This is a genomic window from Bradyrhizobium sp. CER78, assembly GCF_029846235.1.
Classification (GTDB): domain Bacteria; phylum Pseudomonadota; class Alphaproteobacteria; order Rhizobiales; family Xanthobacteraceae; genus Bradyrhizobium.
In genome coordinates this window covers 106,394-132,791 of record NZ_JARVWP010000008.1, presented here as the reverse complement: position 1 = coordinate 132,791, position 26,398 = coordinate 106,394, and the positions used below count along the sequence as shown (strand labels likewise).

Sequence of the window (26,398 nt, the reverse complement as noted above, 5' to 3'; positions counted from 1 at the left end):
TCCTAGAGCTTTCTCGCTCGACATCTCTTTTACGCGAACTGGTGCGAACCTGGGAATCTAGTTCCACGGTATTTGCTTCGCTCGAAGGTGCTCTGACCCTCCGCAGCGGTGACACAAAACATTCATAAAATTCCTTTGAGGGTTCCGGCGTCCAGAGGTGTCACGACAGTGAGCCAGCGGTCATCACAATGATCGCAATTCGGCTTAGTCAGGATCCCTAATGTTCGTCGATCGTGTGATCTCCCGCCCCTCGTGCCCCCTGCGCATTGCCGCGTGGTTCGGTTCGTTGCAGAGCCATCTGATGCGCGGGATGGATCTTGCAATGGCTGGCGAGCAGACACACCGGCCGCGCATCAGTCAGGCGGAAGCGCCGGCGCTTCCGCCTGTGCGCTCCTGATCCGCTCCCTCCCAGTTATTCCGTTTCCAGAGGACATCTTATGCCGTCTCGCCGGAAAGCCGCCCGCCGCTCTCGCCTCGATCAGCGCCGGATCGCGCCGCTTCCTCCGCGCCAGCGGATCGGATTGGTGTCGCGCTCGATGCTGCTCGCGGGCACCAGCACGCTGGCGCTGCTGCTGACCGGGATGGAGGATGCATCGGCGCGGCCGTTCGGCAACTTCGGAGCGACGACATCGGCGCCGACGATCGCGAGCGATGCGGCAACCGCCGCGGCCCAGCAGGCGACCGAAGTCGCCCGGCAAAGCCAGGGTGCGCTGACGCGCGCAACCCAGGCGATCCAGGCGCTGCAAGCCGCGCAGTCCGCCGCACGCAGCGCGGCTGCCGCCTCGCAGCGATCGAGCACGTTGCCGCAAGTGGCGGTGCCGAACGGCCTTGCTGCGGGCGGGCTCCAGGTTGCGCCGGGCGCTGTGCCCGGCTCGAGCCTCTGGCAAGGCGCGGCGCTGCCGAGCCAGAGCGCAAGCGGCGGTCAGACCACGGTCACCGTCAATCAAACCGCGCCGCAGGCGATCCTCAACTGGCAGAGTTTCAACGTCGGCAGCCAGACCACGCTCAACTTCAACCAGCAGGCCGGCAGCTGGACCGCGCTCAACCGCGTCGTCGGCAACACCGGGCCGAGCCAAATCCTCGGCCGCATCACCGCTCCCGGTCAGGTGCTGGTGATCAACCAGAACGGCATCATCTTCGGCGGCGCCAGCCAGATCAATGTCGGCTCGCTGATCGCCTCCAGCGCCAATATCGCCGACAATCAGTTCCTCAGCAACGGCATCTACGCATCGACTACCGGCGGCGGCGCAAGTGTCGTCTATACGCCGAACTTCACCGGTGCCGGCGGCAAGATCGTCATCGAGAGCGGCGCGCTGATCACCACCAATGCGCCGTCCTCGGTGACGGCGGGCGGCGGCTTCGTGCTGCTGATGGGCACCGAAGTCAGCAATGCCGGCGCCATCACCACGCCGAAGGGCCAGACCCAGTTCGCGGCCGGCGACGATTTCATCCTGCGCGCCGGCTACGGCACCAACGCCAACCAGAACTCGACCACGCGCGGTAACGAGATCGCGCCACTGCTGCGCAGCGGAAGCACCAGCGGCACGGTCACCAATACCGGTCTGGTGCTGGCCCAGCAGGGCGACATCACGCTGGCCGGCCACGCCGTCACCCAGGACGGCATCCTCGTCTCCACCACCTCGGTCAATCAGCGCGGCACCATCCATCTGCTCAACTCGGCGTCCGATGCCACCGGCAGCGTCACGCTGACCAATAACGGCATCAGCCTGATCCTGCCGGAGACCGATGCCGCGGCCGCGCTGGTCTCGGGCATCGATCCGACCGCGACCGCGTTCAATTCGCAGCGCGATGCGCTGATCGCGTCGGCCGGGCCCAATCTGCTGGCGACCGGCCAGTTCGATAACCTCTCGACATTGGTGGACCGCCCCGATCAATCGCGGATCGAGATCGTCACCGGCGGCACGATCGATTTCAGGAACGGCTCGCTGACCATGGCGCAGGGCGGCCAGGTGTCCGCTTCCGCCGGCAAGCGGGTGTTCGCCGAAACCGGCTCGGTGATCGACGTCTCCGGCACCACCGGCACCGTGCTGCCGGTGTCGGCCAACGCGGTCAAGGTCAACGTCCAGGGCAACGAGCTGCGCGACAGTCCGCAGAACCGCGACAGCGGCACGCTGCTCAACAGCAACATGTGGATCGATGCCCGTGATCTGACGCTGGTGCCGGCCGGCACCGGCGGCTATGCGACCGATCGCTACTACACCGCGGGCGGCCTGCTTGAGGTCTCGGGCTATCTCAACAACACCGGTCACAAGATCGGCGAATGGACCGCGGTCGGCGGCACCATTACGCTGTCGGCACCGGAAGTGGTGGCGCAGCAGGGCGCGCTCTTCAATATCTCCGGCGGCGCCGTGCAATATCAGAGCGGCTATGTGCGGCAGACGCTGCTGCTCGGCAATGACGGCCGCATCTACAGTGCCGACAATGCGCCGTCCTATCTGACCTATGTCGCGGTGGCGAACGGCTTCATCGTCAATCACGCGCATTGGGGCGTGGTCGAGGTCTATCTCAGCCCGTTCGGCAAGGGCAGCAGCCGCTGGGAAAACGGCTACACGATGGGCCGCGACGCCGGCAGCCTCGTCCTGTCGACCCCGACCTCGGTGTTCGAGGGCACCATCCTCGCCAATGTGATCGACGGCGAGGAGCAGATCGCCAAGCGTCCGGCCGGCGTCAGCGACGGCTACAAGCTGACGCAGAACACGGTGCCGCTCGCCGGCACGCTGGCGCTCGGGCAGTACACCCGCTATGGCCTGGCCGGCGCCTACAACACCGATGTGACGTTCGGCAATGTCGCGCCGGTGTCGGGCAATCTCGGCCTGACGTCCGCGCTGCCATCCGACCGCACCAACACGGCCTGGTTCGATGCGCCGACGCTGAACAGCTTTGGCCTCGGCGGCTTCAACATCAACACCGCCAACAAGATCTCGATCAACGCGCCGCTGCAATTTGCGCCGGGCGCGCAGGTCAAGCTGACCGCTCCGACCGTCGATATCGCAGCCGACATCACGGCGCGCTCCGGCAGCGTCACGGTGAGCAACATCCTCAACACCGCAAGCGGCACGGTTACGTTGACGAATGCGACAGGCGGAGCAGCGCTGACGCTGGAATCCGGCGTCACCATCGACACGCGCGGCCTGTGGATCAATGCGCAGGCCGATCCGGCCAGCGTGTCGGGCCTCGGCCTGCTCGACGGCGGCAACGTCACCTTCGATTCGACCCAGAATGTCTCGCTCGCGGCGGGCAGCGTGATCGACGTGTCCTCCGGCGGCGCCGTTCTCGTCAACGGCAAGACGCAAGGCGGCAAGGGCGGCAACGTCGCGATCCTCGCCGGCCACACCCAGCAGGACGCCGGCATGCCGGGCGATGGAACGCTTGTTCTCGACGGTGCGATCCGCGCCTGGGGCGTCAGCGGCGGCGGCACGCTGACGATCTCCTCGCCCGGCAACGTCCTGATCGGCGACAACGCCGAACTCGCGGGCGGCATCTTGCCGGCCGGTACGCCGGCGCCGGCCGCGGTGAAGCTGAAGCAGGCGTTGACCATTCCGGCGGGGCAACCGCTGCCGGCTGCGCTGACGCTCACGCTCACGAAAATGACCTTCGATACGCCGCTGCTCTCCGACGTGCCGCTTAGCGACACATTGCCAAGCGGTCCGACCGGCGCCGATTGGCCGGTTCCGAGCGGGCTGACGGTGTGGGCAACGACCAGTGATGGGAGCAACGGTTGCTACGGCGGATGGCCCTGTGGGTCGTCGGTTGTGCCTGCCCTCTCGACCATCACGAGCTGGGCGGGAAATGCTATCATCCCCGCCGGGACCATCGTTCCCTCAAATGTCTTCCCGAACGGTCTTCCGGTCAAACCCTACCAGGTGACCTACGCGGCCGGAACGATCCAATCCACGCCGATGACCTACCCGATCGGCAGCATTATTCCGGTCGGCACGGCGTTGCCGCAGACCGTGGCGATCGAGCCCGCGCCAGCGCTGCAATCCTCGTTCTTCACTGCCGGCTTCTCGAACTATGACATCAATGGCGGGCTGGGTGTTGTGATCGCCAACAACACGGTGGTCGCGGCCGCGATGCCGGTCTACCGGTTCACCGCGAACAGCTTTGCCGCACCTTCCGGCAGCGATCCGTCGTCGGCGTTGCTGCTGTGGACGCCGCCGCTGTTCACCGAGGATCCGGTCAAGGCCACGGTGAGCCAGCGGGGCGGCGTCAGTGTGACGCTGCGCTCGCTGATCAAATCGGGAGGCGGTGCTCTCGTGAACGGCGGTGCCATCGTGGTTGGCGACGGCGCCTCGGTCAGCGTCGATCCAGGCCAGAGCATCACGCTCGATGCCTTCGGACAGATCAGCGTGTTCGGCAGCATCACCGCACATGGCGGCAGCATCAATCTGGTCAATGACGCCTACGGTTCACCGGTTCAGGGCGGTTTTAACTTCGACCTCAACGGCAATGGCCGCGGCGTTTCGATCTGGGTCGATGCTGCCGCCAAGCTCGATGTCTCTGGGCTGGCCTATCAAGCGACCGACACGACCGGACATCCGTTCGGGCGGGCGACCGATGGCGGCTCCATCACCGTCAACGGCGGCGGCGCCTTCGTGATCCTGCGCCCGGGTGCCGAGCTCAATGCCGACGGCACCCAGCTTGCGATCGATCTCGCAGCGGGAGGCGCGGCGTCGTCAAGCCGGCCGCAGATGATCACGACGAATGGCGGCTCCATCACCCTGGCGTCGCAGAGCGGGCTCTATCTCGACGGCGCCGTCCACGCCTTGTCCGGTGGCGGAAGCGCTGCCGGCGGCAATTTGTCGATCGCGCTCACCACGCCGAACTTCGATGGCAATTCATTGCCCAACGGCACGGCGCCGGCCAACGTGATCGTCCCAAGCCTGATGACCGTGGTGCAGGCGCGTCCGGATTCCTCGCTGCCAGCAGATATCGCGCCTGGGACCGATGCTTCGAAGCTGAAGTTCGGCCGGGCCACGGTGAGCGCCAAGATGGTCAACGACGGCGGCTTCGATAGTCTGACGCTTGTGTCCGGCGATTACATGCAGTTCTCCGGCGATGTGTCGCTGACGCTGGGGCGCAGCCTGACGCTGACGGCGGCGGCTTTCACATCGGGGGCGCCGGTTTCCGGGCCGATCGATTCCTCGATGGCGGCTACGACCGGCAGCGTGAAGCTGTCAGCCCCCTACATCCTGTTCCGTGAGGCGACCGCTGTCGTCCCTGACGGGACCATCAGCGGCAGCATCCGCAATCCCGGCGGTGCGGTCTTGCCGACCACGGCGAGGTTCGAGGCCGACGCAAACCAAATCGACGTCCAGGGCCTCATCGGATTCTCGGCGCGTTCACCGAACAACATGTTTGCGGCGGGATTCCTGACCACGAAGCTGGTCAGCCAGGGCGATATCCGCTTCCTGTCGATGCCCGGGGTGATCACCACCCAGTTGTCCACCAGCGGTAATCTCGAACTTCTCGCCGCGCAGATTTATCCCGCAACCAACACGGTTGCGACCGTGATCGCCGGCAGCGGAAATTCCGATCCGACCACGACACTGACCATCGGACGCACCACCGACAACATTCCGGATGCACCGCTGTCGGTGTTCGGCCAGCTCGCTTTCCAGGCGCCGGTGATCGAGCAGGGCGGCATCGTTCGCGCACCGCTCGGTCTCCTGACCCTCGGACTAAGCTGGCCGGTCTTCACGCCGCATGTCGATCTGCTTCCGGGCAGTCTGACCTCGGTCTCGATGGCTGGCCTGACCATCCCCTATGGCGGCACGATCGACGGCGTCACCTACACGTATAATGGCGCGAGCATCCGCAAGATCGACCTGACCAACTTCAACAACAACGGACCGCAGACCGGCATCATCCTGGACGGGCAGTCGATCAACGTCGCGAGCGGCGCGATCCTGGATTTGTCGGGCGGCGGCACGCTGACCGGCGCGGGTTTCGTCTCCGGACGCGGCGGCTCGGTCAACGTGATCAACACGCCACTCGTCAACGCCAACCCCGCGACCCCTGTCAGCAAGGCGACCGACAAGATCTATGCCATCCTGCCCGGATATGGCTCCAGCTATGCGCCGATCGCGCCCGAGAACGGCGCCGGCGATCCTGCGGTCGGTCAGCAGATCACGGTGCCGTCCGGTGTCCCGGGATTGCCGGCGGGGACCTATACATTGCTGCCGTCCAACTACGCGTTGCTGCCTGGTGCCTACCGCGTCGAGCTCGGGGGCAGCACCACGACGCCGGTTGGCAGCCCGATCATGATCGGCAACGGCACCTACGCCGCTTCGGTCGCGACCGGCACCGCCAACACCACGATCAAGGGGAGCCTCCCGGTGACGGCGCTGATCACCGCAGGCACCGCCGTTCGCAAATACTCGCAATTCAACGAGCAGGGTTACAGCGACTTCCTGATTGCCAACGTCACCCAATTCGGCGGCGTGCGTCCGCTGCTGCCGAGCGACGGCAAGACGCTGGAAGTGCTGTTCGAGACGCAGAACTCCACCACCATCGGTGCGGCGCTGACCTTCGACGGGACCGCCTTGTTTCAGGGCGCGCCAGGGGGCACCGCCGGTCAGGCGGCGCTGCTGGGTGTCGGCGAGATTTATGCCGACGCGGCGACGGCCGGGTTCACCGGCGTCTCGGTTCGCGCCGCAGAGATCGACGCGCTCAGGGCGCCGCGTCTGCTGGTCAATGGAACCGTCAGGATTTTGGACGGTACATTGACCCTCAATCCAACAGCAACCGACCTCTTTATCCGGGACGGCGTTGCTCTCTCCGCCGGCGAAATGTTCCTGATCGGCAACAACATCACCGTCGGCAATAACGTCACGCTCAGCACCGTCGGACAAGGCGCGGTTCCGTTCGATTCGGCGTCCACCGGCATGAGCTATGCGGCCGGCCAGGCCACGGTGCTGGCGCTGTCCAACGGAGACATCAACTTCCTGCCCTCCAACATCGGCAGCGGCTCCATTTCGATCGGCGCCGGTTCGTCGCTTTACTCCGAAGGAACGCTGGCGTTCGTCACCAATGGCGCTTCCACGATCGATCCGACAGCGCATTTCGGATCGAGCAACATCGCGCTTGCGGTCGGCACCATCAATATCGGCGACGCGGCGGCGGTCAGCGCGGCGGCCGCACCGGCGGGATTGCTGTTCGACCAGGCGCTGTTCAACACGCTGCTGCACGGCGATCCGCTGCATGGTGCCCCGGCGCTGAAGACCATCACACTGGCTGCGGCGAATTCCATCAATCTGTTCGGCAGCGCGGGTCTCGATGCCAGCGGCAGCGGCGTCAACCTGGTGCTGAACACCTCGGCGATCTATGGCTTTGGCACGGCCGGCGACAGTTCGACGATTTCGGCCAACAAGATCACCTGGAACGGTATCAGCGGCGCCACGCCGCCGGCGATCGCCGCAGGCGGGCCGGGCACCGGAGCCGGCACGCTCAATCTCGTCGCCGACGAGATCGACTTCGGCCGTTTCGCCTCGCTCGACACATCGACTGCGAGTCGCGTGATCTACGGCTTTGGCAACGTCAATATCGCCGCAAGTTCGCGGATCGTTTCGGCCGGCAACGGCAAGCTGCTCGTCTACCAGTCACCAAGCTCGGATCCCGCCGCCGTATTTGGCCAGAGCGGCACCGGTGGCAATTTGACGCTGACGACGCCGCTTTTGACCGGCGTGCAGAAATCGATCATGGCCTATGCCGCCGGCGGCGCGCTCAATGTCGTCGCGCCCGCGGGCATCGCGCCGAATACGGCGAGCTCCACCGTGGCCGGCGCGGAGATCGACCTCAGCGGCGGCAGCGTCGCTATCGACAGCACGATCTTGCTGCCGAGCGGCAAGCTCGTGGTCAATGCGACCGGCGATATCGTGCTCGGGGGCGCCAGCCGCATCGATCTCAGCGGCCAGCCGTCCACGATCCAGCGGGCGACGGTCTACGGCTTCGGCGGCACGGCGATCTTCAACAGCGCGCAGGGCGGTCTGACGCAGCTTGCCGGCTCCGTGATCGATGTCTCCGCGACCAATGCCGGTGCCGGGTCGATCAGCATCGCTGCGGCCAATGGGCCGGTCGTGCTCAACGGTGCGCTCTATGGTGCGGCGACGAACGGCTACGCCAGCGGCGACTTCAGCGTCACCACCGGCACGCTGTCCAGTGCGGATTTCGTGGCACTCAACGCGCTCTTGACCCAGGGCGGCTTCTTCGATGCACGCGGCTTCGATATCAGGACCGGCGATCTTGTCGTCGGCGACGGGGTGCGCGCCAGCAGCGTCACGATCGCCGTCGACAATGGCAGCCTGTCCGTCGCCGGCACCATCGATGCGTCCGGCGCCGCGCCGGGCACCATCCGGCTTTCGGCCGGCAACGGGCTTACGCTTGCGCCGACCGCGGTGCTCGACGTTCGCGGCAGGGTGCTGCAGGTCGACAGCTACGGCCAGCCGATCGAGGCCAGGAACCGCGGTCATATCGAGCTGACCGCGGCGGGCGGCGTGCTCACGCTGTCGTCAGGCGCGACCATGGATCTCACCGCGCCGAACGGCATCGCCTATGGCGACGTGGTGCTGAACGCGCAGCGCACCGGCGAGACTTCGGGCGACATCGCCATCAACGCGTCAGGTCCGCTCGATATCAAAGGCGCCCATAGTATCGCGCTCAACGCATTCTGGACCTACAACCTGCCGGGCGGCAGCACCATCACCCAGGCGACGCTCGACGGATACGACACCGCAAGCACGGCCTTCATCAACGCTGCGTTGGGCAGCGCCGGCCTGGCGATGCGCGTTGCAGGCCTGTCGGCTTACGGCAGCGCCTATCATCTGCGGCCGGGCGTCCAGATCACATCGAGCGGCGACCTGTCGACCTCTGGCGATATCGACCTCGCCAAATATCGCTACGGCGCGGGCGCGGATCGCGATCCGAACTCGGATGCGTACGGCGCAGGCGAGCCGATGGCTCTCGTGATCCGGGCCAGCGGTAACCTGAACGTCAACGGGAGCATCTCGGACGGGTTCAGGTCGTCGCCTGGCATACCGCCCACCTATAATCTGATCGATATCAGCACCAGTACACTGTTCCGGAACTTCAGCGGCAGCGCCTGGTCGCTCCCCAGTGACGGACGCTACACGACACGCAACGTCACCCTCACGGCAGACTGGACGATTCCGAACGATGCTTTCTACCAAGCCTGGGATCAAAACTGGGGGGCATTCTACGACCTTGCCGGCAACAATTACGCCCCGGGAAGCAAAATTCCGGCGGGCACGACGTTGGATGGGTCTTGGTGGCCGGCGTTCGAGAATGGAATCGTTTGGCCGAGTGTTGGAACGGTGGTGAGCCCAGGCATCCCCGCTGCGACGGCAACGTCGGCGGCCGCGACGATGCTTGCCGTCGGCTCGCTCTCGGCGTCGATCCGCGTTGTCGCCGGTGCCGATCTTGCCGCCGCCGACCAGCGTGCACTGCAGACGACGCGAGCGCTCAACGGGCGCGGCAACCTGACGCTGAGCGATCCAGCCTACAATGCGTCGCGCAACGGCACGTTCTTCAGCGTCCTGCGCACCGGTACCGGCAGTCTCGACCTGATGGCCGGCGGCAGCTTCAACGAGGCGACGCCTTACGGCGTCTATACCGCAGGCACGCAGTCGGCGCCGATCACGGCCGCCGACGGCAGCAATCCGTACGATCTTGTCGGGGTCACCACCGGCGGCAACTCGCACGCGTGGTACACCGAGCATGGCGGCGACCTGCTGCTTACCGCGCAACAGGATGTCACCGGCAACATTCAGATCGCGGACAACAACATCCGTTACGTCGACTCCAACCTCACTGCCAACTGGCTCCGCCTGCAAGGGGGCGGCGCCTCCGCCGATCCGGTGGCGTGGTGGATCAATTTCGGCACACTGGCGAAGACCGGCGCGTGGAGCAGCAGCCGGCAGCTCGTCGGTTTCCAGGGCATCGGCACGCTCGGCGGCGGCAACCTGACCGTGATCGCGGGCGGCAATGCCGGCGTCACCGGCAACGGCTCGACCGGCCTTGATCTGGCAGTCGCCTCGACCGGCCGCGTGCTGCCGGACGGCACGCTGGTGCAAACCGGCGGCGGCAATCTTGTCGTGAAGGTCGGCGGCGGATTCAATCCGGTGGCCGCGACCACGCCTTTCGGACCGGTGCCGGACTATTTCGGCTCGATCACCGACCTGCGCGGCGACGTCACCGTCAGCGCCGGAGCCGTCGGTGCATTGGCCCCGAACAACTGGGGCTCCTATCTGGTGTCCTACGATCCGCGCGCCGTCGATCCCTCAGTCTTCAAGCGCTCGATCAAGACGCCGGGCCCGCTCGTCATACCGGGTGACGGCAGCGTCAACATCGTGACGCGCGGCGATCTCGTGTTCGGCGGCGCAGGCGACGCCGGCATGGCGGCGCCGGTCGATCTGAACGGGATCGCTTACACGATCCGCAACGCGGACGGCAGCACGACGCTCAAGAGCGGCGGGCAATCGAACTTTACGTTGTGGACGCCGCGGACCGCGATCGGTCTTTACGCAGCGGGCGGCGATGCAGCCGTGTTGGCCGGGATTTCCCTCAACAGCACCGGTTTCTTTCCGGGCACGCTGACTGTCGTGGCCGCCAATGGCGACATCCGGTTTGCAGAGCCTGGAGCTGGCGGAGGTAGTCCGACCATTGAACTGATGCCGTCGCCATTCGGCCAACTCGCGCTGCTGGCGGCCGGCTCGATCTACGGGACGGATCAGGTGGTGGCGATGTCCGGCGCGGACATGAGCACGTTGGCGACGCCGTTCCATGCTGTCTTCAGCACCGGCACGGGTGGGGGTGGTGACAGCAATGCCTGGGCGAACGCCGCTTTCCGGGACAACCCGCTCAATCCAATCGCTTTCGGCGAGGACTTGCCGGTCTCCAACCTGCACTCGGCCGACAACCTGCCGGCCCTGGTCTATGCCGGCGTCGACATCACCGATCTGACCCTTGGAGAGGTGCTGCCAAAGACGCAAAGCTTCTCCCAGGGTTTCACTCCCACCCACAGCACCTGGTACATCGCCGCCAAGCCGTTCGAGGTGATCGCCGGACGCGATATCGTCGGCACCGGTCCCGTGGCCAGCGTATTCCTGAACAACGGGCCGAACGACATCTCCCTGATGCAGGCCGGCCGCGATATCTTCTATCAATCGGTCACCGTTGCCGGCCCAGGTCTGCTGCAGCTGCAGGCCGGCCGCAACCTGTACCAGGGCTACTACGGCTCGCTGGTCAGCGTTGGCGATATCGTCAATCAATCCAACACCGCGGGCGGCGCGGGCATCGTCACGATCGCGGGCGTCGGCGCGAGCGGCCCCGACTACACCGATTTCGCCAAGCTGTATTTCAATGCTGCGAACCAGCTCCCCGGCGACGGCCGGCCGCTCGCAGGCAGCGGCAAGGTGGCAAAGACCTACGCCGACGAATTGTACGACTGGCTGCGCGACCGCTTCTCGCCGAGCCGAAACTATTCGCATGACGGCCAGCTCTACGTCTTCACCGGTACGAAGGAAGATGCGCTCAGCTTCTTCCTAGCGCTGCCGATGGAGCAGCAGGGCGTGTTTGTCCGCCAAGTCTACTACGCGGAGTTGAGGGAAGGCGGCCGCGAGTACAACAACAGGAACAGCAGCCGCCATGGCAGCTATCTGCGTGGCCGTCAGGCGATCGCCACGCTGTTCCCGGACGAGGATGCGTCAGGCAATCCGGTCCCGTATTCGGGCAACATCACCCTGTTCAGCGGTGTCGCCAAGAAGAGCGACGGCACGACGTATCTGGCCGATGCTGGCGTTCAGACGCAGTTCGGCGGCGACATCCAGATCCTCAATCCCGGCGGACAGACCATCATCGGGGTCGAGGGTGTGACGCCGGGCGCCGGCGCGGGCCTGATCACACAAGGGCAAGGCGATATCGACGTCTATTCGCTCGGCAGCCTGCTGCTTGGCCAGAGCCGCATCATGACGACGTTCGGCGGCAACATCATCGCGTGGTCGGCGACCGGTGACATCAACGCCGGCCGCGGCTCGAAGACGACGACGATCTTCACCCCGCCGCGACGCGTCTATGACAATTACGGCAACGTCGCGCTGTCGCCGACCACCCCTTCGGCCGGCGCCGGCATCGCGACCCTCAACCCGATCCCGGAGGTGCCGCCCGGCAACATCGACCTGATCGCGCCGCTCGGCACCATCGATGCGGGCGAAGCGGGTATCCGCGTCTCCGGCAACGTCAACCTCGCGGCGCTGCAAGTGGTCAACGCCGCCAACATCCAGGTGCAGGGGACCTCGACCGGCGTCCCGACGGTGCAGGGGCCACCGGTGGGCGCGCTGACGTCAGCGTCAAACACCACCGCCGCGAGCCAGCAGGCCGCGGCGCCACCGCCGAAGAACAATGACCAGCCGTCGATCGTCATCGTCGAAGTGCTCGGCTATGGCGGCGCCAACGGCGACGCGCCGGATCCCGCGCAGGACGAACAGAAGCGGCGCAAGCAGGATCGGCGCAGCTACAACCAGAACAGCGTTCTTCAGCTTGTCGGCAACGGTCCGCTTTCGGAGACGCAAAGGCAGGCGCTCACCGCGGAGGAAAGGGCGAGTCTCGAGTCACGCTGACGGATAGCTTGGGGGCCGAACGTGGGTGACACCAACCAAGCGAGGCTGCGCGATCAGCTGGTGCAGAACTATGACGGGCTCGTTGCAAGACTGACGCGCCGCCTGGGCTCGTCCGATTTCGCCCACGAGGCTCTGCACGAGACATTCTTGCGGCTGGATCGGGTCACGGACGCGGTGCCGGTTCGCAGTCCGGCCGACTATCTCTTTCGCATTGCCATCAATGTCGCGAAGGATCGGCATAGGGCCCAGACCCATCGCGTCAGCGTGTCCGAGGTCGATATATTATTGGATGTCTGCGACGATCAGCCCGACGCGGCAAGGGTTGTCGAGGCGCGCTCCGAGATCGCGGCCTTCAAATGCGCGTTGGCCGAGCTTCCGGACCGGCCGCGCCGGGTGCTTCAGGGCATCTCGATCGACGGGGCGACGGCGCAGGAGGTGGCGGCCCGTCTGCAGATCGGCCTTCGCACGGTGGAGAATGATCTCAGGCTGGCCCTGCTCCACTGCGCGAATGCGCTCGGCCGCAGGGTGGTCCGCCGTCTCGGCGGGCCACGGCTGCGGCCGTAGTCGATTGCGCTGCACCGAGGTCCGCGGCGTCACGCCGTGACCAGCACCGGCTGCGCCGGCCGCTTTGTGATCAGCAGCGACAGCACCGCAGCGATGATGCCGGTCAGGCCTGCGATCATGAAGGCCTGCAGGTAATCGCCCTGGCTCGAGCGCATGAAGCCGGCGAAGAACGCGGCGCAGGCGGCGCCTAACTGATGGCCGGCAACGATCCAGCCGAACACCAGCGGCGCGTTCTTGTCGCCGAACGCCTCGTTGGCGATGCGCACGGTCGGCGGCACGGTCGCGATCCAGTCGAGACCATAGAACACCGCGAACACCGACAGGCTGACCAGCGAGAAATCCGAGTAGGGCAGGTAGATCAGCGACAGGCCGCGCAGCCCGTAATAGAAGAACAGCAGCTTGCGCGGATCGAACCGGTCGGTGAGCCAGCCCGACAGCGTGGTGCCGAACAGGTCGAAGAATCCCATCAAGGCGAGCAGGCCCGCCGCCTGCACCTCGACGATGCCGTGATCGCCGCAGAACGCGATCAGGTGGGTGCCGACGAGGCCGTTGGTGGTGAAGCCGCAGATGAAGAAGGTTGCGAACAGGAACCAGAACGCCCGCGTCTTGGCGGCGCGCACGAGGTTGCTGATCGCGGCGACGAACGGATTGCCCTGCGCCTGTGGCGCGGCATGATCGTCATGCGCGCTGCCGAACGAGCGCAGGCCGACCGAGGCAGGCCGCTCCGGCACCAGGAAATACACCAGCGGGATCAGCGCCGCGCAGCAGGCGGCGACCGTCAGCACCACCGGCTTCCAGCCGCCCCATGCCACCAATGCCGCAAGGCCTGGCATGAAGATCAGCGTGCCGGTCGCGGTCGACGCGGTCAGAAGCCCCATGACGAGGCCGCGATTGGTGGTGAACCAGCGATTGACGATGGTGGCGCCGAGCACATTGGCGACCGCGCCCGAGCCGATGCCGGACAATAGCCCCCAGGTCAGGAACAGCTGCCACGGCGCGGTCATGAAATAGCTCGCGCCGGTCGAGACCGACATCAGCAGCAGCGCGCCCAGCACCGTGCGTCGGATGCCGCAGCGCTGCATCACCGCCGCGGCGAACGGGCCGGCGAGGCCGTAGAGGAAGATGCCGACCGCGGCGGACGACGAGATCACGCCGACGTCCCAGCCGAACGCCGCTTGCAGCGGCAGCATCAGCACGCCCGGCGTCGCGCGCAGGCCGGCGGAGGCGAGCAGCGCCAGGAAGATCACGGCGACGACGACGAACGCGTAGTTCTGGCCGAACGGGCGCCGGCTGACGGGAGCTTCTTGAACGGCGGTGCTGGGCATGTTACTTACCGGTACGTGTTGCGATGCGGCGTGTATACGTACCGGTCAGTAACATTGTCAAGAGGATTGAGGGAAGGTCGGGAGAGCCGTCATGAAGAAAGCCGTCGAAGCGCCGGCGGAACGCCCGGCCCGCGCTGCCGACCGCATCCGCGCCTCCGCCAGCGAGCTGTTCTACCGCGAGGGCATCCGCGCCGTCGGCGTCGACGAGGTGGTCGAGCGCGCCGGCGTCACCAAGCCGAGCCTCTATCGCAGCTTCGCCTCCAAGGACGAACTCGCCGCCGCCTATATGCGCGACTACGACCTCGATTTCTGGGAGAAGTTCGAGAACCCCGGCGGCAAATCCTACAGCGACGCGCGCGAGCACGTGCTGGCCTATATCCGGGTGCTGTCGACCCGCGCGGTGCGCAAAGGCTATCGCGGCTGCGGCCTCAGCAACGCCACCGTGGAATATCCGGCGCGCGACAATCCGGCGCGGCAGGTCGCCGAAGCGCACAAGAAGCTGTTCCGCAAGCGCCTGCGCGAGCTCGCAAGCGGCATGGGCGCGCGTCACCCCGCCGTGCTCGGCGATGCGCTGTTGCTGCTGATCGAAGGCATCTACAGCACCGGCCAGCAGTCGGAAGACGGCCCGGCGCAGTCGGCAGTGACGGTCGCGAAGCTCCTGATCGATGCGAGCGTGGCGAAGGGGTGAGCGGCGCGACCGTCGGCAAAGCAGGTGTAGCCCGGATGAGCCAACGGGTCGCGCGAACGCGCGCCCGATGACAGGCTCCGCGATATCCGGGGAATGGCATCCCGCATGTCGCTGCGCTCATGCGGGCGACTTGCTCGTCGACGTTCATCGCGTTTGGGGGGCGGTACCGGCCATGAGGACGACAATGGGCACGACCCACGCCGCCGCCGAATTGCCGAGCAGCACCAGGGTCAGAACGGCTTGCGTGACCATCATTGTGTTCTCCGCAACGCGGCGGCCCAAGGCCGCCGCAGCCGCATCGGGACGCCGCCGGGCCGCGGCGGATCGTCGTCCTCGCCGTCGAGGCGGCGCAGCGCCGCGAGAATGTCGGCGAGCCGGATCGGATGATCCATGCCCGGGATCTCGCGCAGCGAGGGACAGGATTCGACCGCGAACATGTCGGACGCCCATGACGACAGGATGATCCGCTTTTCGGGCACGGAGAGCGCCTCGTCGTTCAGGACCTCGTCTGGCGACGCGTAATGCGCGGCCGGGTGGAAGAGGGGATGGAATTTGCCGGAGTTCGTGTTGGCGTCGGTCATTGCTTGCCTCCCTTTACGCTCCTTTCCGAAGGGGACGATTGTTGTCGCAGATCGGACGGCGGCAGATGCCGCCGCCCGTGATTGCACTACTGGGTCTTGATGGCGATGCGCTTGACGCCCGCCCGCGGGTTTTCGGACTTCGGCAGCGAGATCGTCAGGACGCCGTTCTTGAACGAGGCCTCCGCCTTGTCCTCCTCGACGCCGTCCAGCGCAATCTGCCGCTCGAAGGCGCCGTAGGTGCGCTCGGTGAAGTGCTTGCCTTCGTCCTTGCGCTCGTCCTTCTTCTCGCCGCGGATGGTCAGGACGCCGTTTGCGATTTCGATCTGCACGTCCTTCTCCGTCATGCCGGGAAGCTCGGCCGAGACCGTCAGCGCCTTGTCGGTGTCGCTGACCTCGAGCTGCGGCCAGCCGAACCGCCCTTCCATCAGGGGCGACAGGCTTGGCGCGCCGAAGCCGCGGAAGGCGTCGTCGAACAGCCGGTTCATCTCGCGGTGCAGCGTCATGAACGGATCATAGCTGCCGCGCGAGGGTACGAGCTCCTGGTTTCTCGACCAGGGAACGAGATCACGAATTGCCATGCTCTTCTCCTTCAGATGTCTTCTCTCAGATGTCTTCTCTCCTTCATGCATGGGGCGAGGGAGCGCGGACGCGCATCGGCGCGCCGCGTTCCGCCGTCGCCTCGGTCGCGCGGTCAGGCCGCCTGCTTCTGCTCGATCTGCGGCGAGGAGGAGTTGCCGGCCGCGATATTGATCCTGCGCGGCTTCATGGCCTCCGGCACCTCGCGGACCAGGTCGATGATCAGCAGGCCATCCCTGAACGAGGCCTGCTTGACCTGGACATAGTCGGCGAGGTTGAACACGCGCCGGAACGGACGCGCCGCGATGCCCTGGTACAGGTATTCGCCGGCGGCCTTCTCGGGCTTCCTGCCCTCGATGGTCAGCGCGTTCTGCTCGGCGGTGACGCTGATGTCGTCGGCGCCGAAACCCGCCACCGCGAGCGAGATCCGGTAATGATCTTCGCCGGAACGCTCGATGTTGTAGGGCGGGTAGTTGTCCTCGCTCGCCTGGCGCAGCGCGCTGTCGGCAAGGCTGGCCAGATGATCGAAGCCGATGGTGGAGCGCCACAGGGGCGCGAAGTCGAAGGTGGTCCTCATACCAAGTCCTCCAAAGAGCAAGATGGTTACGAAGGAATGCAAGACGGCAGGTCGCAAGACCGTCCGCCCGGCGCCCGCGCCGGACCCTGCAAGGCGCCCGGCACACCGCTCTCGCGGCGAAAAATGACTTAGAAAAACCACCGGTCGATTCAAGAGGGCCCGAAAATTTTTTGCCGGATTTTTTTGATGCCGAATTTTTGGATGACACGGACGCTGCGCCGCAGCACGGCGCCCATCGATGCGGGCCGTTGAGGATTGCCGCGCAAGGCGAGCGGCGACGCTTGACAGCGAGAGCGGCCTGAATAAATTTTCTCGCACCGGAATTCGTTTCCGGTTTTTCGAAACCGAAAAGGACAACGACGACCGTCTGGAGTGACGATGATGTTCGATCAGGATCTTGCCCGCATCCGCACCCACCGCAACAACATCCACCGCTATCGACGCCTGCTGAAGACGAGGCTGTCCGATCTCGAACGCCGGTTCATCGAACGGCGTCTGTCGGAGGAGCAGGCCGCCGTCGAGGCGCTGGTTTCCGAAACATTCCCCGTCGCGTTTACCTTGCCGAAAGGTCCCCCCGCCACGTCGAGCGCGGAGGCGTCGCCATGACCGATCTCCGCGACCTGCTGATCCGCGGCAGCGAGAAGGTCATCGGCCACTATCGCCTGCTGCTGGCAAGCGCTGCGACCGAGAAGGAGCGCGAACTTTATAGAAGCCGGATCGAGCGCGAGCAGCGCCTGCTGGACGAGCTCCAGGGCGGCTTGCCGGAGCGGTTCGCGGCATGACCGGCGACGGGCGCTTCGCGGCGTTCGACATCGTGCTGAAGCGGCGCGGACGCGGCAGGTGGAAATGGGCCGTCTGCGGCAGCGGCGGGCATGCCATCATGTGCGGCTCGGAATGCAGTCAGGCCGGAGCGCGATACAAGGCGCAGCGCGCGCTGTTTCTCCTGCTCTGCGCCAGCGCCTCGCGGCTTTCGGAGCTGCCGCCCGAGCCGTCCGATCCTTCGCCGCGCGCCGCACCGGCAATCTCCCGCGTGCGCGCTCGCAGGCCGGAGGATCGGATCACGATCGAAGGGCTGCGCCGGAAGAGCAGGACACTGTCGGAGAATATTGCGAAGCACCGCCCGGCGCATGCGGCCGTCGCTGCCTCGGCGGCGATGGCCCGACTTTCTGCCCGGCGGTCCCGTCGCCGGTCCAGCGACACCGGACCATCCGGGCCCTAAAGCGCGATGCCGGGGAATGGTGCGTCATGAGACGAAGTTGAATTTGAGCGCGACAGGAGGTCCACCTCTCCCTTGGGAGAGGTCGGCGCGCAGCGCCGGGTGAGGGGTGACGGTCCCTCGTGAGACCTGCAGCCCTCACCCGATTTCATCTCTCCCCGCCGGGGAGAGGTGAACCGCCTGCGGCACAGCCGGCCGCCTCAAGCCCAGCGCCGAAACACCAGGCTGGCGTTGACGCCGCCAAATCCGAAGCCGTTCGAGATCGCGTGCTCGATCGCGATTCGCCGCGCAACGTTCGCAACGAGGTCGATACCCTCAGCGGCCGGATCGGCGTTCTCCAGGTTGAGCGTCGGCGGCGCCACCTGGTCGCGCAGCGCCAGGATCGTGAAGATCGCCTCGATGCCGCCGGCAGCGCCCAGCAGATGCCCGGTCGCCGACTTGGTCGCGCTGACGGCGATCCCGCCCTCGCGCCCGAACACGCGCTTGATCGCTTCCAATTCGCTGAGATCGCCGACCGGCGTCGATGTCGAATGCGCGTTGAGATGCTGGATCTCGCTCGCCCGCAACCCGGCCTGCGCCAGCGCCATCTCCATGGCGCGGCGGGCGCCATCGCCGTCTTCGGGGCCTGCGGTGATGTGATAGGCGTCCGCCGTGGTGCCGTAGCCGACGATCTCGGCGATCGGCGTCGCGCCGCGCCGCAGCGCGTGCTCGAGCTCCTCGATCACGAGCACGCCCGCGCCTTCGCCCATCACAAAACCGTCGCGGTCGCGGTCGAACGGCCGCGAGGCGCGGGCGGGCGCGTCATTGAACGACGTCGAAAGCGCCCGCGCGGCGGCAAAGCCGCCGAGGCTCACCGGATCGATGCAGGCCTCCGCGCCGCCGCAGATCGCGACGTCGGCCTCATTGCACCTGATCAGGCGCGCCGCATCGCCGATCGCCTGAACGCTCGCAGCACAGGCGGTCACCGGCGCGCCGATCGCGCCCTTGTAGCCGTAGCGGATGCTGATGTGCCCGGCCGCGAGATTGGCCAGGAAGGCGGGAACGGTGAACGGCGACAGGCGGCGCGTGCCGCTCTTCTCCACCGTGCGCACCGCGTCCGCGATCGCCGGAAACCCGCCGATCCCGGTTGCGATCACGGTCGCAGTGCGCTCCTGCGCACGCGCCTCGGCGGGCATCCAGCCGGCCTGCGCCACCGCCTCCGCCGCCGCCAGCAGCGCGAACAGGATGAACCGGTCCATCTTCTTCTGGTCCTTGCGCGGCGCCGCGGAATCAGGATCGAACCCGCCCTCGGCATCGCCCGCCTTGTCAGGCACCATGCCGGCGACGCGCGCCGGAAGGCTCATCGCCCACGCCGGCAATGCCCGAAGCCCGGACTGCCCCGCCAGCAACCGCGACCAGACCAGTTCGGTGCCACAGCCCAGCGGGGACACCGTCCCCAGGCCTGTTACGACAATTCGACGCATGGTGCTCCTGTGGCGCGTGGCGGCGTGGTTGGGACTCGAAATTGCCGGGATTTCGAGTTGGCCATTTGAATGACGATCGTCATCTATTATTCGACTGGTCACGCGTCAAGGCGCTGTGTCACGCCGTTCGCCGGGGCCCCTCAAGCGTGATGACTTTGCTTCGAATCGAGCAACGGGCTCCGCTTCACCTCGCCCCGCGTGCGGGGAGAGGTCGGAACGCGTCGTGAGATGCGTTCCGGGTGAGGGGGAGTCTCCGCGGACGCAACTATCACAGAATGCGCGGAAACGGCCCCTCACCCCAACCCTCTCCCCGTAAGAACGCGCCGAGGGAGCGTAGCGCCGTCGCTATTCGGCCTAATCCCATCACGCGCCAGCGAGATGCTGACGGCGAAGCTGAAGCCTGAAACGCGGCGCCGGATCGGATATCAATGCCCAGGCGTGCAGCCGAAGGGCTGGCAGGGACGACCCGGAATGCAGATGCAGATGGTGCTGCCACCGGGAGGCGGGGGCGGTGGGTCGAGGTTGACCGACGGGATCGGCGGTGGGGAAATCGGCAGCGCATCTCCGTCGAAGGCGCAGGTGTCGGTATCCCCCAACATGACGATGTGCGGCTTGCCGTCACTTTGCAGCCAGGTCTTGTTCGGCGATGACGCCGACTGCTGGTAAACGTCCAGTCTCGAGTACAAGGTGACGGTGGTCTTGGGCGTGCCGCTCGCCGCGGAGCAGACCGTCGTGCAGTTTCTGGCCGGGCAACTGAGCGATTCCTGCAGCGTGCCTTCGAGGGCATGCGCCTGCGTTGCCGCGAATAAGAAAAGCAAAGTACTGACCACCCATCGCATAGCTCGCCCCCTGCAAAATGAAAGTAAAGCTGAATGACGCTGACAATGCACTCAATTGATGCCTGATACCACTACTTGCATCATATTCGTCCCGCATCCTCCGCGTCGTCCATCCCTCGACCAGCCGCACCAAGCGTAGCCCGGATGAGCGCAGCGACATCCGGGGGATGGTCCGTTGCCGCGTGTCGCTGCGCTCATGTGGGCTACTTGCTAAGCGAGATTTGTCCCGGATCCCCCGTCGATTTCTCCACTGGCGGGCGAAACGCGGTGAACGCAAGCAGCAGGCAGGCCACGCTCAGAAATTATCCCCTCGCAATTTCGCCAAGCACAAACAAGGTCGTCACGATCAAAATCCACGACGATCATAATCGGTCCGCCGCTGTTGAGCCGCACGAAACCTCCCATCTCAAGCGGCTTCTCGAATCGGCTGAGAAATTGATCAGCCGAACGAACTAGACGCAGATCGCTTGCATTAATCCTTCGGTGATTTAGTGTCATCGCTCTACTTTAGGTAGGAGGGATTTCAAGATGGCAAATTTCAAAGCCGGAGACACGGTGCGTCTTAAATCTGGCGGACCACTTATGACCGTTACAGCTGTGCAGAACGACGGAGAATTGTGGTGCGAATGGTTTGACAAGAGCGACAAACCGCAAGGGAAGTCATTTTCGCCTCACAGCGTTGTTGAAGACGACGGCGGCCCTGTTATCGGCTGAAGGCAACTTGCCTCACTCACTAGGCTTTCTCTCCGCGTTCTTTTTCGAGGTTGTTCGCGGCTCTGTGCGGCGTATTCAGCGCCGCTTTCAGCGAGCCCAAGAATAATTGTTGCGCTTCTTCCTCGCTGTGTCGCTCATCTGGGTGCTTTCTTAGCGACCATGGGCTGCCATCCATCAAGGGAAAATAGATATGTCTTTGGACGAAGTTAGGTTGGCTCTGGCCCCGTTTCTACAGCGCAATCCGAACACATCAGTCGCTTTCTATCCAGAGTCCACAGATCGCATCTGCGTATTTAAGGCTTGGAATGACGATTCAATAGTTTTCCAAGTGCCAACGGAGGACGCAGCTGCATTCTATGAAGCATTCAACAATCTGCTTTTCCCGGAAAGATTCACGGCAATCTGGCATTCAGACACCAAGGACTTTGAGATCATTTATACGGCGTTTCCGCTAACTGGAACGCAACGCGACATGAAGGGACGCCGATTCACGTTCGGATTTAAAGATGTGGACTACACCTGCGAATTTGGTGCTGCCAGCGAGCGCCTGCTTACGGCCGCCGGATCTGCAATATTTACCGGCCCATCGACGACGGAACATAGAAACTTGCAGTCCTTCCAGTGGAGCGCATTCAAGGCGACGGGACGACTCGAAAGTCTCAAGGACTTGCCACTAGAACCAATTTCGTTCTGGATTCGAAATTTCGACTGGGACGATATATTGGCTGTCGAACTCGTCCGACATCTAAATTTTTATATGACGTACTACGATACGTTCTCTCCGAAGATCGATCTACATCCCCCGAAGCAAGCGTCGGAATATTCGACAAGAGAACGATATGTAGCGACGAAATTTCCGACCGATGTCCGCGCACAAGAGTTGAATTCAAACTTGCTACATTTCTGGACAGCGTCGCGCGGCGGTGATGTCTTCCGACGATTTCTCTACTGCTATCAAATCATCGAATTCTCATCCTTCTACTTCATCGAAGACGGCGTCAAACGTGCCGTGCGGAAGGCTCTTTTGACGCCCCATTTCAAAGACGAGATGGATGCTCTTGTGATCAAGATCATCGATCACGTTCAAGAGTCTAAGGTGTGGGAGGGTGCAAAGATGGATACCCTTCTTGGTGAATTGAACTGCCGATTGGTGTGGACCGAAGTCGAAAAGAACAAAGACTACTTTGCAAAATCTCTAATGTTCGATGGCGGTTTTGTGCTACCCGCCCTTATTCACGAGAAGACCACGTTCGAGACGTTTGAGCATGACTGGAATAAGAAGTTCAACCAAGTAACTAGGTCCATTCGGAACGCGCTCTCGCACGGCAAGGAGCCCTCTAAAGGTGCGGTGATCGCGCCAACGCCCGAAAATTTGACCCAACTCCAGCCTTGGGCATGGCTGATGTCTATCGTGGCAGGCGAAGTTATTGTTTACCAAGACAGCGTAATGTGATGTGTTTGACACATGCATTCTGGCATACTGGTCAAGAATGCTGGGGTCTGGAACGATTTGGCTTATTGCCTATTTCTGTCATCGAGAGCGACCTGAACGGAGGTCTGAACAATGAGCCCGCCTGAATAGCTGTAAAGTGGCGTTTTGCGCCTCCGATGCCGCCCCTTTGGGCGGCATCGGTCGTTTTTAGGAAGCGCCAACCGTTCGCGATTGGAAGTCAACCGCCGCTCTAGGATTAGTATCCTGTGTTTTCGCAGCTGCTCACTTCATCCCCTCCAGCAGCTTCCGCACTTCCCCCAACAACGCCCGAATCCGCCTCCGCTCCGCAATCGCATCCCTCGTGAACAGTCCGTGCTTGCGCGCGTTCCGGTTTGCCCGTGGCGCGCCGGATCCCTTTGCGCCCCCGTGCATGCGGCAGCGCCTCTAGCCGCGCACTGCCGGCGCGCGGCACGCGCCGCCGGTGCGGGTCTTGGCGCGGCAGCGCGGGCTCGCCAGCATCGGGCCGGTCGTGCCGATGTGATCGCTCATGCCTGCGCGTCCGGCCTGACATCAGCGCAATCATGCGCGCGCCTGACGTGCGCGGCCTTCGGCGCCCGCGTCGCGGATGCCAGTGGCCCTGGTGGATCGGCCGTCGAGGCGAAGACGACGCGGCTGTTGGTGCTGGCCCAGAGCGAAGTCGCCACACCGAATATCGTGGCGCGACGGCTTCGCCATGGTGGACCCGGATGGAGGGCAATATCCGGTACGCTGATGTTTGATCGGTGCCCGCGCTAAAGCAAACGAACTCGCGCGTTAAGCTTGATGCTGCGCGATCAGGTTAATTCGGGAACTCCGGCCGTCGCATCATCCATTCCGGTTCAGGTTGACTCCGCGGCGTCATTGATCCCGGCGCGGAGCGCTTGATCCATTACGCTATTGTTGGCGGCAAGGACGAAATTTGACCGGCTGTTAATCGGCCTCGCCGACACTATTTTCTGCCAGACCGGAGACGTGGAAGTGTCCTTCCAACTGACCGTCTTGAAAGTGCTGGCCGGCCAGTCCGCCGGGCGTGCCTCCGTTGCCGAAATCCGGCACGCCATCGAAATCCTGATGAACAGCGGCAAAGACTGGACCGATCGCATGAAGCGCTTGGCTCAGCATGCACCGGATCTGAATATCTTCTCGGCCAGATACGTTCTCCGCGATCATCAAGGCTGGGAAATCACCGATGAGGGACGGCAATTCCTCGCCGCGCTCGAGGCGGCGGTTGCCAATCGGATAGAGCCACCGCGTCGATCAGTCGCCGATCTGCAATCCAGCAAGCCCGCAGCAAAGCCAGTGGCGGAGGTCGCAAGATCGCTTGATCCTTCCCAAAGACGTCGTGACTGGCCACGCCGCCGGCGGGGGAAGGATCGATCCAATCGGCGCAGGGCCTGAAATGGTTTGTCGGGCTTCGGCGCGCGGTGCCGCATCAGGGCTTCGTTAGTGGAAACGCAATCTTTCTGACGGAGCATCAATCAGATTTGCATCACCTACTGATTGGCCACGGAATGGTTATCCTTCCCGACAGACGAAAGTCTGCGCGCAATCCGTCTTTGGATGATGCCCTGATCAGGTTTGACGACCTGTCGCTGTGCTGTACCGTGCGGGACATCACAGAAGACGGCGCCGCTGTGTGGGCAGACCAGCATTCCGAACTGCCCGATCAGTTCACCCTCATCATTCCGCCGAGCAAGACCTGGTTGTGCAATGTGATCTGGCGCAGAGGCGGATGGGTCGGCGTCAAGTTTCACACTGAGTGAAACGCGTGCTCAGGTCACGCTGAACGCGACGCCCCATGGCTGCATGTCGTGGGCATGCGCGGGATTTGACAATCGACGCGCGCTGACTGTGCCGGGCAGGTACGGGAAATGATCCCGCCGCAGCAACAGGCCCATGCTTGTCGTGGCCTTGCCGCGTCGGCGCCGTAACCAGCCGTTCGATAGGGATTGCTCGCCCAGCCCTGAGGAAAGTGTGTCGCCCTCGCAACGTTGCAATTGTTCCGCTGGGGAACGGGCGTGTTTGCTCTTCACCGGAGCGCCGATTCATTCTCTAATGATGACGGACCTTCGGCGGCGATTGTATTTCCAAGATGTTCATTTGAGATCGGGTCCAGGAGGTCGCTGTCAGCGCCAGCGACCTCTTCGTTTTGCTTCATTTCGTTTTGCTGCATTGAATTTGCGGAGGGATCCTCCAATGCCGATACAGGTGTGGGCCATTGCAGCTTCGATCGGCTGGACAGCCGTTGTCGGGACGACGCTGCTCTACATGATTTTTGGACCCAACTAGGTCGATGTCGCGATAGTCACCACCAAGTGGACGACGCGGTCATGGTCTAAGGCGGGATGAGTTTTGGTTGAATCGGTTTGGCGCGGTCTCGGTTCACCTCTCCCCGTTGGGGAGAGGTCGGATTGCGAAGCAATCCGGGTGAGGGCTCTTGCCCTCTCAATAGACCATAACCCCTCACCCGATTTGCTGCGCAAATCGACCTCTTCCAAGGGAGAGGTGAACCTTCGACGCCGTTCCAGCTCAACCTAATCTCATCAGGCTTTAAATCTCATTCCCTTCAGCAACTGACGCGCTTCCCCCAGCAACGCCCGAATCTGCCGTCGTTCAGCGATCGCATCCCTGGTGAACAGGCCGTGTTTGCGCGCGTTGCGGTTTGCCCTTGGCGCGCCGGATCCCTTTGCGCCGCCGTGCATGCGGCAGCGCCTCTTGCCGCGCACTGCCGGCGCGCGGCACGCGCCTCCGATGCGGGTTTTGGCGCCGCAGCGCGCGCTCGCCAGCATCGGGGCGGTCGTGCTGGTGTGATCGCTCATGCCTGGACATCCCGCCCGGCATCGGCGGCATCATGCGCGCGCCTGGCGCCCGCGGCCTTCGGCGTCCGCGCCGCGGGTGCCGGGATCTTATCGGCGACGATCACGCTCGCATGCTGGGTGACGTTGCCGACGATGGCGTTGCCGCCGTCCTCCACCTTCACGTTCTGCACGGTGATGGCGGGCTCGCCATGGCTGCGGTAGCGGTTCAGCGCCTCGATCTGGGCGGGAAAGGTGCGGGCGAGTCGGCCGAGGGCGCGCGCGGCGCTGTCGTGCTGGGCGAGGTCGTCGGCATGCGCGAGGTGCTGGGCACAGCGCATCGCCATCACATGCACCGAAACCATCTGCGCCACCAGCATGGCCTCGACGGAATCCCGCGGGCGAATGCTCTTCACCATCGCGAGCATGAACGCGAGGTTGACCTCGCTGGGCCTGCCGCCGCTCACGCTGGCCCTGACCAATTGCCTGAGGATGCCGTCCATCGCGTCGCGATCGGCGACCCCGAGCGCGTTCGCCATCAGCTGCTCGCCGAGCTTCCGGTCAGGGTGGTCGATCGCGTAGCCGCGCCGCGAGAGTTTTATGCGCGGCAGTATGGCTGCTTGCGGCGCGCCGGCTGCGGCAGCCATCGTCGGCACGGTGAGATCGGGGGCAGTGGTCATGTCGATATTCCCTGGAATGCGCGGCGCGCGCAGGCGATCGCTCGCTGCGGCGGCGGTGCGATGTCGATGTGGGTTAAGGATGTCCGGCCGCGATCGCAGCCGGCGAGGGCCGCGCTTGCGGGCGAGGGGGGCGCCTGCAGGGGCGCTTGCACGATTTCGGAATATTGGAAATATGCCCCTGATTTGCCCGACGTGTCAAGTTGCCATGTCGAACGCCGGCGGCTGCCTGCTCCTTTGCATGGGGTTGTTTTCG

At 64.4% G+C, this 26,398-nt stretch carries 18 protein-coding genes; 10 read left to right on the top strand and 8 right to left on the bottom strand.

What is annotated here, in order from left to right; genetic code table 11:
* Positions 1 to 437 precede the first annotated feature (437 nt).
* Both QDT69_RS19060 and QDT69_RS19055 read left to right on the top strand, forming a co-directional pair.
* Positions 438 to 12,656: a filamentous haemagglutinin family protein gene (locus QDT69_RS19060; RefSeq protein ID WP_279708019.1), complete on the top strand. Its 12,219-nt coding sequence runs from the start codon at positions 438 to 440 to the stop codon at positions 12,654 to 12,656.
* 21 nt (positions 12,657 to 12,677) lie between these two features.
* The gene (locus QDT69_RS19055) at positions 12,678 to 13,220 is read left to right on the top strand and encodes an RNA polymerase sigma factor (protein ID WP_279708018.1); all 543 of its coding nucleotides are present in this window, start codon (positions 12,678 to 12,680) and stop codon (positions 13,218 to 13,220) included.
* Between the two features lie 29 nt (positions 13,221 to 13,249).
* Here the strand turns inward: QDT69_RS19055 and QDT69_RS19050 are convergent, their stop codons facing one another.
* On the bottom strand, positions 13,250 to 14,545 hold the full coding sequence (locus QDT69_RS19050) for an MFS transporter (RefSeq protein ID WP_279708017.1): 1,296 nt from the start codon (positions 14,543 to 14,545) through the stop codon (positions 13,250 to 13,252).
* A gap of 91 nt (positions 14,546 to 14,636) precedes the next feature.
* Here QDT69_RS19050 and QDT69_RS19045 point away from each other — a divergent pair, with 91 nt between their 5' ends.
* A complete protein-coding gene (locus QDT69_RS19045; RefSeq protein ID WP_279708016.1) occupies positions 14,637 to 15,233 on the top strand; it encodes a TetR/AcrR family transcriptional regulator in 597 nt (198 codons plus the stop codon).
* A 251-nt stretch (positions 15,234 to 15,484) separates the two neighbouring features.
* Here QDT69_RS19045 and QDT69_RS19040 read toward each other — a convergent pair whose 3' ends face one another.
* The 3 genes from QDT69_RS19040 to QDT69_RS19030 all read right to left on the bottom strand — a co-directional run bounded on the left by QDT69_RS19040 (position 15,485) and on the right by QDT69_RS19030 (position 16,967).
* Positions 15,485 to 15,814 (bottom strand): hypothetical protein, encoded by a 330-nt coding sequence (locus QDT69_RS19040; RefSeq protein ID WP_279708015.1) that lies wholly within the window; start codon positions 15,812 to 15,814, stop codon positions 15,485 to 15,487.
* A gap of 86 nt (positions 15,815 to 15,900) precedes the next feature.
* Positions 15,901 to 16,392, bottom strand: a complete 492-nt coding sequence (locus QDT69_RS19035; protein ID WP_279708014.1) for an Hsp20/alpha crystallin family protein — start codon at positions 16,390 to 16,392, stop codon at positions 15,901 to 15,903.
* A 113-nt stretch (positions 16,393 to 16,505) separates the two neighbouring features.
* Entirely contained in the window at positions 16,506 to 16,967 is a 462-nt protein-coding gene (locus tag QDT69_RS19030; RefSeq protein WP_279708013.1) for an Hsp20 family protein, read from the bottom strand.
* Between the two features lie 381 nt (positions 16,968 to 17,348).
* On the opposite strand from QDT69_RS19030, the gene QDT69_RS19025 reads away from it, so the two are divergent.
* From QDT69_RS19025 to QDT69_RS19015, 3 genes are read left to right on the top strand one after another with little or no spacing between them, the layout of a single operon-like run.
* Positions 17,349 to 17,573 carry a hypothetical protein gene (locus QDT69_RS19025; protein WP_279708222.1) on the top strand — a complete coding sequence of 75 codons (225 nt, stop codon included), beginning with the start codon at positions 17,349 to 17,351 and terminating at the stop codon, positions 17,571 to 17,573.
* Positions 17,570 to 17,749, top strand: a complete 180-nt coding sequence (locus tag QDT69_RS19020) for a hypothetical protein (protein ID WP_050423519.1) — start codon at positions 17,570 to 17,572, stop codon at positions 17,747 to 17,749. The genes QDT69_RS19025 and QDT69_RS19020 overlap by 4 nt, the downstream gene beginning before the upstream one ends.
* A complete protein-coding gene (locus QDT69_RS19015; protein ID WP_279708012.1) occupies positions 17,746 to 18,186 on the top strand; it encodes a hypothetical protein in 441 nt (146 codons plus the stop codon). Before QDT69_RS19020 ends, QDT69_RS19015 begins: the two co-directional genes overlap by 4 nt.
* Before the next feature lie 197 nt (positions 18,187 to 18,383).
* On the opposite strand, the gene fabF is transcribed toward QDT69_RS19015, so the two are convergent.
* Complete coding sequence (gene fabF / locus QDT69_RS19010; RefSeq protein WP_279708011.1) at positions 18,384 to 19,646, bottom strand: beta-ketoacyl-ACP synthase II; 1,263 nt, start codon at positions 19,644 to 19,646, stop codon at positions 18,384 to 18,386.
* A 425-nt stretch (positions 19,647 to 20,071) separates the two neighbouring features.
* Entirely contained in the window at positions 20,072 to 20,485 is a 414-nt protein-coding gene (locus QDT69_RS19005) for a hypothetical protein (RefSeq protein ID WP_279708010.1), read from the bottom strand.
* 528 nt (positions 20,486 to 21,013) lie between these two features.
* On the opposite strand from QDT69_RS19005, the gene QDT69_RS19000 reads away from it, so the two are divergent.
* From QDT69_RS19000 to QDT69_RS18985, 4 genes are all read left to right on the top strand, one after another.
* Positions 21,014 to 21,199, top strand: coding sequence for a DUF2158 domain-containing protein (locus QDT69_RS19000; RefSeq protein ID WP_279708009.1), 186 nt, complete (start codon positions 21,014 to 21,016; stop codon positions 21,197 to 21,199).
* 190 nt (positions 21,200 to 21,389) lie between these two features.
* The gene (locus QDT69_RS18995; RefSeq protein ID WP_279708007.1) at positions 21,390 to 22,652 is read left to right on the top strand and encodes a hypothetical protein; all 1,263 of its coding nucleotides are present in this window, start codon (positions 21,390 to 21,392) and stop codon (positions 22,650 to 22,652) included.
* Positions 22,653 to 23,648: 996 nt separating this feature from the next.
* Entirely contained in the window at positions 23,649 to 24,068 is a 420-nt protein-coding gene (locus QDT69_RS18990) for a hypothetical protein (protein ID WP_279708005.1), read from the top strand.
* A 113-nt stretch (positions 24,069 to 24,181) separates the two neighbouring features.
* A complete protein-coding gene (locus QDT69_RS18985; protein ID WP_279708004.1) occupies positions 24,182 to 24,433 on the top strand; it encodes a PilZ domain-containing protein in 252 nt (83 codons plus the stop codon).
* Positions 24,434 to 25,213: 780 nt separating this feature from the next.
* On the opposite strand, the gene QDT69_RS18980 is transcribed toward QDT69_RS18985, so the two are convergent.
* Both QDT69_RS18980 and QDT69_RS18975 read right to left on the bottom strand, forming a co-directional pair.
* Positions 25,214 to 25,489, bottom strand: coding sequence for an HGGxSTG domain-containing protein (locus QDT69_RS18980; protein WP_279708003.1), 276 nt, complete (start codon positions 25,487 to 25,489; stop codon positions 25,214 to 25,216).
* Positions 25,486 to 26,145 (bottom strand): hypothetical protein, encoded by a 660-nt coding sequence (locus tag QDT69_RS18975; protein ID WP_279708002.1) that lies wholly within the window; start codon positions 26,143 to 26,145, stop codon positions 25,486 to 25,488. The genes QDT69_RS18980 and QDT69_RS18975 overlap by 4 nt, the downstream gene beginning before the upstream one ends.
* Between the last annotated feature and the right edge of the window lie 253 nt (positions 26,146 to 26,398).

Excerpts from the sequence above, each read along its gene's own strand:
- QDT69_RS19060 (WP_279708019.1), top strand. The coding sequence starts at position 438 with ATGCCGTCTCGCCGGAAAGCCGCCCGCCGCTCTCGCCTCGATCAGCGC.
- QDT69_RS19050 (WP_279708017.1), bottom strand. The coding sequence starts at position 14,545 with ATGCCCAGCACCGCCGTTCAAGAAGCTCCCGTCAGCCGGCGCCCGTTC.
- QDT69_RS19045 (WP_279708016.1), top strand. The coding sequence starts at position 14,637 with ATGAAGAAAGCCGTCGAAGCGCCGGCGGAACGCCCGGCCCGCGCTGCC.
- QDT69_RS19040 (WP_279708015.1), bottom strand. The coding sequence starts at position 15,814 with ATGACCGACGCCAACACGAACTCCGGCAAATTCCATCCCCTCTTCCAC.
- QDT69_RS19035 (WP_279708014.1), bottom strand. The coding sequence starts at position 16,392 with ATGGCAATTCGTGATCTCGTTCCCTGGTCGAGAAACCAGGAGCTCGTA.
- QDT69_RS19030 (WP_279708013.1), bottom strand. The coding sequence starts at position 16,967 with ATGAGGACCACCTTCGACTTCGCGCCCCTGTGGCGCTCCACCATCGGC.
- QDT69_RS19025 (WP_279708222.1), top strand. The coding sequence starts at position 17,349 with ATGTTCGATCAGGATCTTGCCCGCATCCGCACCCACCGCAACAACATC.
- QDT69_RS19020 (WP_050423519.1), top strand. The coding sequence starts at position 17,570 with ATGACCGATCTCCGCGACCTGCTGATCCGCGGCAGCGAGAAGGTCATC.
- QDT69_RS19015 (WP_279708012.1), top strand. The coding sequence starts at position 17,746 with ATGACCGGCGACGGGCGCTTCGCGGCGTTCGACATCGTGCTGAAGCGG.
- fabF (WP_279708011.1), bottom strand. The coding sequence starts at position 19,646 with ATGCGTCGAATTGTCGTAACAGGCCTGGGGACGGTGTCCCCGCTGGGC.
- QDT69_RS19005 (WP_279708010.1), bottom strand. The coding sequence starts at position 20,485 with ATGCGATGGGTGGTCAGTACTTTGCTTTTCTTATTCGCGGCAACGCAG.
- QDT69_RS19000 (WP_279708009.1), top strand. The coding sequence starts at position 21,014 with ATGGCAAATTTCAAAGCCGGAGACACGGTGCGTCTTAAATCTGGCGGA.
- QDT69_RS18995 (WP_279708007.1), top strand. The coding sequence starts at position 21,390 with ATGTCTTTGGACGAAGTTAGGTTGGCTCTGGCCCCGTTTCTACAGCGC.
- QDT69_RS18985 (WP_279708004.1), top strand. The coding sequence starts at position 24,182 with ATGGTTATCCTTCCCGACAGACGAAAGTCTGCGCGCAATCCGTCTTTG.
- QDT69_RS18980 (WP_279708003.1), bottom strand. The coding sequence starts at position 25,489 with ATGAGCGATCACACCAGCACGACCGCCCCGATGCTGGCGAGCGCGCGC.
- QDT69_RS18975 (WP_279708002.1), bottom strand. The coding sequence starts at position 26,145 with ATGACCACTGCCCCCGATCTCACCGTGCCGACGATGGCTGCCGCAGCC.